Annotated in this window: 10 protein-coding genes; 8 read left to right on the top strand and 2 right to left on the bottom strand. The window is 33.7% G+C overall.

Annotated elements, in window-relative coordinates; translation table 11 throughout:
* Window positions 1-180 precede the first annotated feature (180 nt).
* Together C6368_RS01320 and C6368_RS01315 are read left to right on the top strand one after the other, a co-directional pair.
* Window positions 181-1,077 carry an ABC transporter ATP-binding protein gene (locus C6368_RS01320; protein ID WP_107037364.1) on the top strand — a complete coding sequence of 299 codons (897 nt, stop codon included), beginning with the start codon at window positions 181-183 and terminating at the stop codon, window positions 1,075-1,077.
* On the top strand, window positions 1,074-1,877 hold the full coding sequence (locus tag C6368_RS01315) for an ABC transporter permease (RefSeq protein WP_107037363.1): 804 nt from the start codon (window positions 1,074-1,076) through the stop codon (window positions 1,875-1,877). Before C6368_RS01320 ends, C6368_RS01315 begins: the two co-directional genes overlap by 4 nt.
* Window positions 1,878-2,025: 148 nt before the next feature.
* Here C6368_RS01315 and C6368_RS01310 read toward each other — a convergent pair whose 3' ends face one another.
* Together C6368_RS01310 and C6368_RS01305 are read right to left on the bottom strand one after the other, a co-directional pair.
* A complete protein-coding gene (locus C6368_RS01310) occupies window positions 2,026-2,988 on the bottom strand; it encodes an OmpA family protein (RefSeq protein WP_107037362.1) in 963 nt (320 codons plus the stop codon).
* 165 nt (window positions 2,989-3,153) lie between these two features.
* Window positions 3,154-4,269 carry a glycosyltransferase gene (locus tag C6368_RS01305; protein ID WP_107037361.1) on the bottom strand — a complete coding sequence of 372 codons (1,116 nt, stop codon included), beginning with the start codon at window positions 4,267-4,269 and terminating at the stop codon, window positions 3,154-3,156.
* A 273-nt stretch (window positions 4,270-4,542) separates the two neighbouring features.
* Between C6368_RS01305 and C6368_RS01300 the strand changes: the two genes are divergently transcribed.
* The 6 genes from C6368_RS01300 (at window position 4,543) to C6368_RS01275 (ending at window position 12,839) form a co-directional block, all read left to right on the top strand.
* Window positions 4,543-5,637 (top strand): peptidylprolyl isomerase, encoded by a 1,095-nt coding sequence (locus C6368_RS01300; RefSeq protein WP_234369062.1) that lies wholly within the window; start codon window positions 4,543-4,545, stop codon window positions 5,635-5,637.
* Window positions 5,637-8,039, top strand: coding sequence for a DUF5686 family protein (locus C6368_RS01295; protein WP_107037360.1), 2,403 nt, complete (start codon window positions 5,637-5,639; stop codon window positions 8,037-8,039). Before C6368_RS01300 ends, C6368_RS01295 begins: the two co-directional genes overlap by 1 nt.
* A gap of 217 nt (window positions 8,040-8,256) precedes the next feature.
* On the top strand, window positions 8,257-9,213 hold the full coding sequence (locus C6368_RS01290; protein WP_234369061.1) for a radical SAM/SPASM domain-containing protein: 957 nt from the start codon (window positions 8,257-8,259) through the stop codon (window positions 9,211-9,213).
* Window positions 9,214-9,467: 254 nt separating this feature from the next.
* On the top strand, window positions 9,468-11,099 hold the full coding sequence (locus C6368_RS01285; protein ID WP_107037358.1) for a sensor histidine kinase: 1,632 nt from the start codon (window positions 9,468-9,470) through the stop codon (window positions 11,097-11,099).
* The gene (locus C6368_RS01280; protein ID WP_107037357.1) at window positions 11,092-11,781 is read left to right on the top strand and encodes a response regulator transcription factor; all 690 of its coding nucleotides are present in this window, start codon (window positions 11,092-11,094) and stop codon (window positions 11,779-11,781) included. Before C6368_RS01285 ends, C6368_RS01280 begins: the two co-directional genes overlap by 8 nt.
* A 353-nt stretch (window positions 11,782-12,134) precedes the next feature.
* Window positions 12,135-12,839, top strand: a complete 705-nt coding sequence (locus tag C6368_RS01275) for an energy transducer TonB (protein ID WP_107037356.1) — start codon at window positions 12,135-12,137, stop codon at window positions 12,837-12,839.
* Window positions 12,840-13,006 lie beyond the last annotated feature (167 nt).

Below are 13,006 nucleotides of genomic sequence, written 5' to 3'. Positions count from 1 at the left end.
GAAGCATTCTTTCCATAAACTAAAGCATCTCTTTTAGTAACGATTGTTATCATTCTTTTTTATTATAGACCATAATATTTAAAGTAAACTGAGGTTTTTTATCCCTTCCCCATTAGAAAACTTAGTTTTTATCCTAAAATTCATAATTTCCTTTTACTTTTAGAGTAAACATTATAAATAATGGTTGAAATTCTTACAACACAAAATTTACGTAAATCCTATAAAAAACTTGACGCCCTCAAGGGATTAAGTATTAACGTGAAACAGGGGCAGATTTATGGTCTTTTAGGTCCAAATGGAAGTGGGAAAACCACAACTCTTGGTATTTTATTAGGTGTAATCAAACAAGATAGTGGGACCTATAGTTGGTTTGGTAAAGGTGAAATTGACGAAAATCGAAGTAACATCGGTTCTTTACTAGAAACACCAAATTTTTATCCTTATTTAAATGCGGTAGACAATCTAAAAATTGTTTCAACAATAAAATCATTAGATAATACCAAGTTAAGAATTGAAAAAGTGCTGCGTAGAGTTGATTTATGGAAAAGAAAAGACGCTGCTTTTAAAACATACTCTTTGGGAATGAAACAGCGATTGGCGATTGCCAGTGCAATTTTGGCGGATCCAGATATTTTAGTTTTAGACGAACCTACAAACGGTTTAGATCCTCAGGGAATTGCTGAAATACGTTCATTAATTTTGGATATCGCAGAGGATGGTAAGACCATTATTATCGCATCTCATATTTTAGATGAAATAGAAAAAATGTGTACTCATGTAGCCATTTTAAAGAATGGTGAGTTGATTAGAGAAGCTACTTTAGAGGAAATAATGACGCAAGACAAGCTCTTATGCATTGGAGCAGATTCAAATGATGAACTAAAATTAGCTTTGGAAACTATTCCTCAAATGAAGTTTGTTAGAGATATTTCTCCAAACATTTTGATTGGAGTAGAGGAAAATATATCCAATGCCATGGTCAATAAAATGCTCGCTGAAAAAGGAGTTTACTTGAACACAATAATGCCTTACAAGAAAAATTTAGAATCTACATTCTTAGAAATCGTCAACAAATGAAACAATTAATTTATATCGAATTTATTAAGCTGAGAAAGCTTAAATCTTTATTGGTCATCTTTTTAATTTATGCAGTAATTTCTCCTGTTGCAATTTATGCGATTTCTGAATTTATTACCAATTTTATGGGACCATTTTTACCTAAGGATTGGTCAGCATTGCAATTTCCAGATGTTTGGGCAGTAGCTACGTATTCCGCTAGTTATTTCAATATTATGATGGGGATTTTAGCAGTGATAGTAATTACAAATGAATATACCTACAAAACATTTAGACAGCATGTGATTGATGGACTGTCGATTAAAAAGGCAATTATTGGAAAGTTCCTTGTGCTATTATCATTTTCTTTAATAATCACGGCATACACCTTCCTCACTGGACTATTATTTGGTTTGGTCGGAACAACGAATGGAGCGTCTTTTTATTCAGGAATTGACAGTATAGGATTATACTTTTTACAAACAATGTGTTACTTCAGTTTTGCATTTTTAATCGCTGTATTGGTAAAGAAAACAGCAGTGTCAATTACTATCTTTATTCTTTCTTTTTTAGCTGAAACTATTATTGGTATTTCCGTTACATTGGGTGGTTTTCAAACCTTTTATGCCTACATGCCTTTGAATTCGTTTTCAAAATTAACACCATTTCCAATCTTAAAAGAAATGATTAAAGCTGGTCAAGAAAGAAATGGTCATCCTCCAGTAATTTTAGATACTCCAATAAACATTGCGATCTGTTTAGCTTATATGTTACTTTTCTTTATGATTACTTATTTCACATTGAAGAGGCGTGATTTGTAAAACAAACTATAAATAGTCATAAAAAAGGATATTTGTGGAGTTTTTTGTTGTTTCAGATTAGGCGACTAGTAATGGACGTTTTGCAAAACGTCCTTACCAGTGCGTGGGAAAATTTCAGTAAAGAATTTTCAGCTTTTCCAACTAATCACTACTTAGAAATCAATTCAAATAAGGCGTCTAGCCTCGGTGCAATAATCACCTCAATACGACGATTTTTAGCTTTGTCATTCTGATCAACTGGGTGATAAGATGAACGACCTGAAGCTGAAAGAATCTTTGGGTTAATTGATGAATTGTCCATCATAATCGATACAACAGAAGTTGACCTTAAAACAGAAAGTTCCCAATTGTTTTTTGGGTGAGAAGCACTTGAAAGTGCATCAGAGTCTGTGTGTCCTTCAACAATGATTTCTAATTCTTCGTCTCCTTGAACAGCTTTTGCCAATTCTATAATTGCTTTTCTTCCTTCTGCTTCAACTTTTGTGCTTCCAGATGCGAATAATAATTTGGCTTCCAAACTCACATAAATTTTCCCGTTGCGTTCTTCAACTTTAAGTCCCTTGTTTTCAAATCCTCTTAAGGCTTGAGAAATTTTCATTTCCAATGCTTTTACTGCCATCTCTTGACGAGAAATTATTTCTTCCAGTTCTGCTACACGTTTTTCACGGTCTGCTAAAAGAATTTGCTTTTCTTTTAATTCTTTTTCAGCAGCCATTAAAGCGTCCTCTTTGCGTTGTGTTTCGATAATTTTCGCTTCTAAATCTGAACGCAAACGTGCCAAATGCTTTGCATCGCTGTCTTTTATTTTGTCGAGTTGCTCTTCAAAAGAGGCTCCCATTGAAACAGAATTATTATATTTTGCTTGTAATGAACGGAATTGATTTCCTAATGCCGAAGTATCTGCTTTTAATTTTACAATGTCTTTTTGCATTAAATCCGCTCGTGCCTGAACGGTCTTTAATTGTGCTTCATAATCTAAAGAGGAAGTTTTATAACGTTTTAATTCTTCAGCACAATTTTTTTCTTTTGCGACTAAATCATTGTATGTTTTTGCTGGAACACAAGATCCAAGGGTTATAGCTAATAGTAAAGCACCAAATAATAATCTCATAATTTCTCTATTGATTCATTTCATGTAAAGTTCGAGAATGTTTAGATGGTTTTTTTAGTGAAAGAGTGATAATTTTAAACAGTGCATTGTGTACTATTCAGGAAGGAAAGTTTACGCAGAGCTACGCGGAGTTTTCGCAAAGTTCCGCAAAGAAGAAATTTATCATTACAAATAAACCTCCTCCAAGACCTTACTTTCTTCTTCCCAGTTTTCAATTTCAGCCGCTTTTTTGCAATTGTCTTTTAAAGTTTTTAGAAGTGCTGGGTCATTTAAAATCGAATTAATTGCCTTGGCCACTCCTTTCGCACTGTGTTCTGGAATAATTCTTCCAACATCGTGTTTATTAATAACACGCTTCAATTCTACTAAATCTGAACTAATCACAGGCGTTGTGGTATGGATATAATCGAAAATTTTATTCGGTAATGAATATTTATAATTTGAATTGGTGTCTTTGTCTAAGCTTAATCCAATATCTGCATGAAAAGTATAATTCATCATGGTGTCGTAGGGTACTCTCCCAATAAATCGAACTTTTTCTTCAAGATAGTTTTCGCTAACCATGGTTTTTAGTTCTGGAATAACATCGCCACTTCCAACGATTAGGAATAATGCGTTTTCTATTTCCTTCATGGCTAAAACCGCTTCTTCAGCACCTCTGTCAACGTTGATTCCAGAACCTTGTAAAATGATAATGTTTTTGTCTTCAGGTAAGTTTAATTCCGATTTACTTAAAATCATTTTTGGTTTCCAAAGTTTGGATACATTGCGTACTATTCGAACGTTTTTGTTGTATTTTTTGGAGTAAATAGTCGCAATAGATTCATTTACGGTGTAAACAGCCTCCAGATTTGGAAAAATCCATTCCTCAATTTTGAGCCAAACTTTTCTCACTTTTGGTCTGGCAGTTAATTCTGGAACTTCAGTAAATAATTCATGAGTGTCGTAAACTAATCTTGATTTCCCCTTGATTTTATGAGCACAATAATTCGCCAATAAAGAATCTAAATCATTACTCAATAAAACATCAAAACGATTGAAAATTAGGAAGAAAAACAGACGTAAATTGTAATTCGCATAGAACAGTGCGCCTTTCGTAAATAATAATTTAAACCTCTTAATGGCGTAAGTTCTGTCATTGATTGGTTGACTATTTTCTAACTTTCGCCCCACTAAAAGCACTTCATAATTATTCTCATGGAGAAAAGAACAAACTTTATGCACACGTTGGTCAGTGTATAAGTCGTTCGTCACAGAAACAATAATTCTTTTGGCTTTCATTGCTACAAAAGTAATTATTTCAAGTGCATTTTCCGATGAGTTGAAGAATCAAAGCTGGTTGCAAATAAAAATGATCTTCATTTCACGCTTCACTTATCTGAAAAATTGTGATTATCCTCGTTGCTTGCAATTCTGCTAATCTTGTCGATGTGTCAGCGTTTCATTAAAGCGCAACATCCAAGAAGTCCATTTGAACCTCCTAAATTCCACCCAAAATTAAATGTATTGAATAAACAAAGAGTTTTATTATTTTTGGACAATTAAATTTATATTATGAGAATATTTTACGCTGTTATTTCAATCATGTTTTTTGCTCTTACATCAATTGCACAAAGCAAGGAGTTAAAATTAGAAAAAGGTTTATATGCAAATATTTCTACTTCGAAAGGAGACATATTCGTTAAATTACATGATGAAAAATCACCTTTAACTGTTGCTAATTTTGTTGGTTTGGCAGAAGGGAAGCTCAAAGTTTTTGATACAATTAAAATCAAAGAGCCTTTTTATGATGGATTGAATTTTCACAGAGTAATCAATAATTTCATGATTCAAGGTGGAGACCCTGATGGTAATGGTTCGGGAAATCCTGGTTACCGTTTTTGGGATGAAACTGATATTGAAGTTCCTCATACAAAAGGATCGCTTTCAATGGCGAATTCTGGACCGAATACAAATGGAAGTCAGTTTTTTATAACTCATTTGCCAACTCCGCATTTAAACGGAAAACACACTGTTTTTGGTCAAGTTTTGGAGGGACAGGATGTTGTTGATGCCATTGAGCAAGGAGATAAAATAGTTTCTATTGATATCGTAAAGAAAGGTTTGAAATACAAATGGTTTTACAATGCATCTAAAGTCTTCAAAAAAGAATATGAAAAACAAGAAGCAATTTTTGAAGTAGAGCGTTTGAGAATGGAAAAATTGAAAGCACAAAATACCGTTCGTTTGGTTGAGGCAAAAGCTAAATCAGAAGAAGAATATAAAAAATATTTCTATGAAATCATCAAAGAAATGGAACCAGATGCGATTCAAACAGAATCAGGATTGGTATACGTTATGCATGAAGAAGGAGAAGGAGAAGTTGCAGCGCGTGGAGACCAAGTAAGTTTACATTATTTAGGTGAATTAGTTTACGGAGGGAAATTTGATTCTTCTTATGATAGAAACCATCCTTTAGATTTCAGTTATTTGGAAATGGGATTAATTCCAGGTTTCAACGAAGGTGTTGGTTTGAGTAAGCAAGGAACAAAAATTGATTTATATATTCCTTACTTTTTAGGCTATGGAAAAGCTGGTCGTCAACCTACAATTCCTCAATATGCAGATTTAATTTTCAAGATTGAAGTATTAAAACTTGATAAAAAATAATGAGAAAAATCCTATTGCTTCTTGCTGTGTTGCTTTTTTCACAACTTTTAGAAGCGCAAGAAACAGAAATTCAAGTTATAGATGCACAGACTAATAATCCTGTTGCTTTTGCAAAAGTATCAGACGGTATAAATAAAGCTGTCATCACGGATATTGATGGGAAGGCTTCAATTTTAATAGTTGAAACTCATTTGTATTCTTTTCGTTTTTTTGATTATAAGGACACCGTAGTGAGAGGTTCAGACTTAATTGAACAGCCGCGTGTTTTTTTATTTCCTGATGCACAAGTGTATGATGAAGTAGAGATTCGACCAGGGGAAAATCCTGCACATAGAATCATACAAAATGTGATGGATTACAAGAAGGATAATGATCCCCTAAGAAACGATGCGTTCACTTATGATTCCTATTCAAAACTGTATTTTACTGGAGAATTGAACGAGGGAGTACAGAGAGATACCATTACAGACACTTCGACCATTAAAACAATGGAGTTTTTTGATAAACAATATTTGTTTTTGACCGAAACAAAAGCCAATCGAACATTCTCACCTCCAAATTATGATAAGGAAGTAGTTACGGCATATAACGTTTCCGGGGTTAAAGATCCAATTTTTGCAACTTTAGTGAAGCAATTTCAGTCTTTTTCTTTCTATGATAATAATTTTGAGTTAAATCAAGATGCTTATATTAATCCTATTGCTCCAGGAGGGTTGAGAAGATATTTATTCATTTTAGAGGATACTCTGGTGCATTCTGCAACTCAAGACACAACTTTTACCATTAAGTTTCGACCACGAAAAGGAAAAATATTTGATGGATTGTCAGGTTATTTATTCGTGAGAACTGGAGCTTGGGCAATTGAACGTGTTATTGCTTCTCCTTATCCTGAGAAATTAGTGATGAATGCCAAAATTATTCAAGAGTATAGCTATACGGCTGATAAAAAATGGTTTCCAACTAAAATTAGTACAGAACTTGATTTTCAAGGAATTCAATTGCAAAGAAACACTGCAATAATAGGCCGAAGTACGGTTTATATTAGTAATGTCGCCTTTCAAGAACCTAGCTTTCGTGCATTTAATCCTGTGTCGGTAGAAGTGGATGAGGGTGCACTGAGAGATTCAATAGCATTAAAAGAATTACGAGGTGAAACGGCATCTGGAAAAGAGGGCGAAACTTATGTTGTAGTTGATAGTATTGCTAAAGACGCGAACTTAGACAAATTATTGTTTTTTGCTAAAGTAGCTTCTACTGGTAAAATTCCAGCAGGAATCTTTAATCTACCCGTGTGGCAGCTCGCTTATTTTAATCGTCAGGAAGGACTTCGTGTTGGTTTAGGATTAGAAACAAATTCTCGCCTTAGTAAAGTGGTTGGAGCTGCTGGATATGCCGCTTATGGTCTGAAAGACAAAGAATGGAAATGGGGTGGTAATGTTAATTTTAATTTGAATCAGAAACGAATGGTCAACTTAAAATTGCTTTATCAAGATGATATCCACGAAAGAGGAAATACCAATTTTTATGATGACGCCTTTAATTTAACGAATCAAGGAATTTATAGAGATTTCTTTGTGAGTTTAGCCGATAGAGAACGCTTTGCAGGAATCAATTTGAGTGGACTAGTTCGGCAAAATTTGAAAGTTCAAGTTTTTGCAAACTACAAACGATTTACTTTTATTGATGATTATGCGTATGCCCCTATAAACGTGAATAACGGAGCTACTGATCAATTTGATGTGGCAGAAGCAGGAGTTGTAATCAATTGGAATATTCGTGAAAATATAATGATGCTTGAAAATAGGAGAGTTTCATTAGGTACTAAATGGCCTAAGTTGACTTTTAAGGCGGTAAAAGGAATGAATGGAATATTTGACTCTAATTATGATTATTATCGTTTCAACTTTCAAATTCATCAAGATTTCGCTATTCGAGGAGTTGGGAATATAAATTTGGTGAGTAAAAATGGATTGACTATCGGTGATGTACCCCTTACTTTATTGCAAATTCATGAAGGAACTGGTATAAATTACACACTTTCTGTAGCCAACACTTTTGAAACTATGGGGCCATCAGAATTTTTTAGCGATAAATTCTCATCTCTATTTTTTAGATTTAGCTTCTTACCAATGAAGAATGAGACTTTTTGGTCGGAACCAGTGTTTATTTTTCATAGTGCCGCAGGTTATGGAGAAATGAGCAATAGAGGAGACCATCAAAACTTTAATTTTCAAACCCCAGATAAAGGGTACTTTGAATCTGGAATTATTGCTGATTATTTGGTAAAACTGGGTCCTCTAGGATTTGGTCTAGGAACTTTCTACCGATATGGAACTTACGAGTTCGATGAAATGAAGAATAACTTTTTCTATAAGTTGTCTGTAAGGTTAAGTTTTATGTAGGAATATTAAAAAGTGCTCACGAAGTTCAACACTGATCTAGTGTTTGCTTTCGCCAGTTTTCCAAGTAAGACTACGCGTTGAAAAATCACGGCAGCATGCAGGAAAAACTCGTGGTCTAGTATTTACAATTATCAAAATAATCGGTTTACCTTTGTTCGAGATGTTTAGAGATCAAAGAAATATTCTCGCCAAATTATCATTTTCCAGAATTTGGAACGTGTTAAGGTTATATTATTCCTATTTATTGGCCAAAAATTTCAAGAAAGTTATTTCTAAAGGAATGCCCTACGCAGCGAGCATCGAACCTACCACGGCTTGTAATTTAGGATGTCCAGAATGTCCGAGTGGTCTCAAGCAATTCACTAGAGCAACTGGGAGGTTAGATGTGGAAGAGCATCTGTTGATGTTAGAGCAATTAGGAAAACAACTTTTTTATGTCAACTATTACTTTCAAGGAGAACCATTTCTTCATCCTGATTTTTTGGAGTTGATTAAAGCTGCTCATCAAAGAAAAATTTATACTGCTACATCTACAAACGCACATTTTATCAATGAATCGAAGGCTGAAGAAATTGTGGCTTCGGGGTTAGACCGACTGATTATTTCCATTGACGGATTAACCCAGGAAACCTATGAGCAATACAGAAAACGTGGCAAGCTAGAAAAGGTAATTGAAGGAACAAAACACATGATTGCGGCGAAGAATAAAGCCAAAAGCAATACACCTCATTTGATTTTCCAATTCTTAGTGGTGCGCCCAAATGAACACGAAATTGACGATGTTTTTAAACTTGGGAAAAGTCTAGGAGTGGATGAGGTAAGATTAAAAACTGCTCAACTTTACGATTACAAGAATGGGAATTCTTTGATGCCAGAGAACGAAAAATATGCCCGTTACAAAAAAATGAAAGATGGGACGTACAAAAGCAAGTATTCATTGAGTAATCATTGCTGGAGAATGTGGTCTTCTACGGTGCTTACTTGGGATGGGAAAGTTGTGCCATGCTGCTTTGATAAAGATGCGCAACATGTGCTGGGTGACGTTTTAAATAGTGATTTTAAAACCATTTGGAAATCTAAGGCATATCAATCATTTAGAAAGCAAGTTTTTTTGGATAGATCAAAAATTGATATTTGTAAAAATTGTTCCGAAGGAGCTAAAGTTTGGACTTAAATGTTGCTCAAAAGAAATGAAATATTAAAATGATTTTCTAATTTTATAAAGTTGTTTTAGATATTAATTTTGTTTCTCGAATAATTTTAAGAATACTTTTTTTAGATCAATATTCGGTGCTATTTAGGATTCTTGAAACTTGAGTTAAAATTTAATTAAATCGTAAGAGAGCTAGTGAAAGGTGGTCACAGGGGTGTTAAAAAAGGTTAAGCATCAGCCGCAAATCATCTATAACAGTATTTTAGTTTGCAGAAGTGAGAAAATTTCAATTAAAACATATCGTAATATTAATCAGTACAGCTTTGGTAGCACTGGTTATCCTTCAATTATATCAAGCCTTTCAGCTATATGAAAAGAAGTCAGAAGAGTTAAGTACTCAAATGGAAAATGTTTTATCCAAAGTGGTAATTCGGCATGAAAAAGCTTCGGATCTGCAAAGATATACTTCATTTTTCGGAAATGATTTCAGCGGTCAATATAAACAAGCTTTAAAGCAAGAATTTCAGAATTTAGTTCCAGTTAGTGAGTCTGTTTCTATTCGAGATACATTGATTTATGAAAACGGTAAGGATATTAATTACCTGCACATAACGGGAGATTCTTATGATTCTCTAACTCATGTAAAAGCAACTCACAGTGTTTTAGCTAGAGATGTTAGCGAATTGTCTTCATATATGAATCAAGGACTCAAATCAGGAGCTTCTCAAAAAGATATAGATGATTTAGCATTTCAATTGGATAAGCGCGTGTTAAATAGTTTGTTCAACAAGTCGAAATACATCAGTGAGATGATGGTTTCAGCATTCCGTCAAACCAATGAAATATTGCCGTCAGAACGTGTGAATTTGGCATTTTTGGATTCTATGATTTCTAAAACTTTTGAGGTGGAAGACTTGACAACTACCTTTAATTATGCTATTTTTAATGAGGACGATGAGATAGTTAGTTTTCCTTCTTACACGGATAGATATAATTTAAAAATTGACACAGCAATAACGAAATCTGTTAGACTATTCCCTGGTAATTTATTTGATGAGGAGTTGACTTTACATGTTGCATTTCCACAAAAGAACTCGGTGCTGTTTAATGAAATGTGGTTAACTTTAACGGTGAGTATTTTATTGGTTTTATTAGTTGTTTTATCGTTCTATGTTATGTTCAAAACCATTCTTCATCAAAGAAGGTTGGCTGAGGTGAAAAGTGACTTTATTTCAAATATGACACATGAATTTAAAACACCAATTAGTACGATTTCTTTGGCTTGTGAAGCAATGTCGGATTCGGACATGACCAAAAATGATTTGGGTAGCGTTTCTCCTTTCATTAAAATGATTGATGAAGAAAACAAGAGATTGGGGGTTTTGGTAGAACAAATATTAAAAACTGCGGTTTTAGATAAAGGTGACATTAAAATGAAACGTGACAACTTAGAGTTGAATGAAATCGTTTCTAAAGTAGTCGCTAAATCGAAAATACGAATTCCAAAAGGAGGAATTCGTTTAGAGCAAGCTCCAGGATTGATGCCTTTTATTGGCGATGCTGTTCACACCAATAATTTGGTTTCGAATTTAGTCGATAACGCAATTAAATACAGTAAAGAAGAAGTTGATATTTTAGTGAAAACGGAGAAAATATCTGCAGATAAATACAGGTTATCTGTTATTGATAAAGGAATAGGAATAAAAAATGAGCATTTAGATAAAATTTTTGATAAACTTTATCGTGTTCCAACCGGAAATGTTCATAATGTAAAAGGTTATGGTCTAGGACTTAATTATGTTAAAGCCATAGCCGAAGTACAAGGTTGGAATATTAGTGTGAAAAGTAAGTTTGGCGAAGGATCTAGCTTCGTTTTATTAATTGATAAATCTAAAGAAAATGAGTGATAAATTAAGAATACTATTGAGCGAAGATGATAACAATTTAGGAATGTTGTTGGAATCATACATCAAAGCAAAAGGTTATGAAGTGGACTTAGCAAGAGACGGGAAACAAGCCTTGGAGAAATTTAACAATGGAAACTATCACTTTGCTATTCTGGATGTAATGATGCCAGAAATGGATGGATTTACTGTCGCAAAAGAAATTAGATTAATCGATAAAAAGATTCCTATTCTTTTTCTTACAGCGAAATCTATGAAAGAAGATAAGTTGGAGGCTTTTGCACTGGGTGCTGATGATTACCTAACAAAACCTTTTAGCATGGAGGAATTGGTTGCACGTATCGAAGCTATTTTGAAACGTTCAACAGACGCGGATGATGTACAAGACGATACGTATACAATTGGGAGGTTTACTTTCGATCCGATGAAACGTGTTATCGATATCGATGGCGAAGAAAATAAATTAACAACTAAAGAAAGTCAATTACTTAAATTGTTGGCGAAAAATAAAAACCAAGTGCTCGACCGTCAAGCAGCATTGCGTGCTATTTGGGGAGATGATAACTATTTCAACGGACGAAGCATGGATGTTTACATCGCAAAATTGCGTAAAATCTTAAAGGCTGACGAGAAAATTGAAATTATGAATATTCATGGTAAAGGATTCAAATTGTTAGACCAATAATTTTTTAATGATTATGGTTTAATTATTAACGCGTTCAGAGGTGATTTCATTTTAAGTCATTTTGATTAATATTTGATACTTATCAGAAGGTTCGTTCCATTGGAGCGGACCTTTTTTGTTTTTGGTGGTGATTTTTTAGATTTATTGAAAAGGCTTTAACCAATATCCAAACAGCCTGAATGTGAATTAGAAATTAGCCAATTCCCATTTTTTTGTAACTCTATTTGAATTCTACTATCTATTAATACAATTAACAATGGTTATAAAACCTTGATAGCCAATAGTCATACCAATAGGTTTCGGAATTGGTATAAAAATTGTTAATTCCTAGGCATCACTAAAAACTTAATATTATGATGAAGAAGAAAAATCCGAAACTTGAACTAGAATCCAGCAGAAAAGTGTTTTTCCAGTTGGGATTATTTATTGTAGGTTCAGCTACTTTGATGGCATTTAGCTATAAATCTCCTATTTACTTGTCAGAAAAGAAAGTATATGATCAAGTAGAAATTGATATTCCAGTGATGTTGGTTGAAAAGGAGATTCCACCAGTGATTGAAATTCCAGAAGTACAAAAATCACCACAAAAATCAGAGCCATCTACACCAATTTTTTCAATCGATTTATTGAATCATATTGACGTAACTAAAAGCACAAATAAGAATCAGCAATTAGCGGTTACATCAAGTGAATTAAAAAATGTGACTTCTGGAAATTTCAGTGTAGATTTAGGAGAAGCACCTGATGTAGTTCTTGTAGAATTTCCGGATGTAGATGCGCAATTTCAAGGAAGTTGGTTGGGCTATTTGAAAAACACAGTGAAGTATCCAGAAGAGAGTGTCTATTTTAAAGAATCTGGAACAGCTTACATGGTTTTCGTAGTAGAAATCGATGGTAGCGTAACAGATGTTCAAGTGAGAAACAAATCACTTTCAAAAAGTTTACAAGAAGAAGCAATTCGTGTGATTGAAGCGTCGCCAAAATGGAAGCCAGGAGTTAAGAACGGTGAATATGTTCGCTCAACTAAAAATGTGAAGATTAACTTTATTCTTCAATAGTTATTTTAAAAAAATACAACCGCTACTTACTGCTAACTATTTAAATCGTAAATTAGAAGTGGAGAAGCAAGGCTGAGGTCTTGCTTTTTTTGGTTTCTATGATTTCCAACGCGTTATTTCATTTAAAAATATTAAGTTTAACTTTCATTTTATAACCTTTACTTCGA

It is taken from the genome of Brumimicrobium mesophilum (assembly GCF_003025005.1).
Lineage (GTDB): Bacteria > Bacteroidota > Bacteroidia > Flavobacteriales_D > Crocinitomicaceae > Brumimicrobium > Brumimicrobium mesophilum.
Note: the sequence above shows the minus strand (reverse complement) of the source record. Positions and strands in the feature narration are given on the sequence as shown.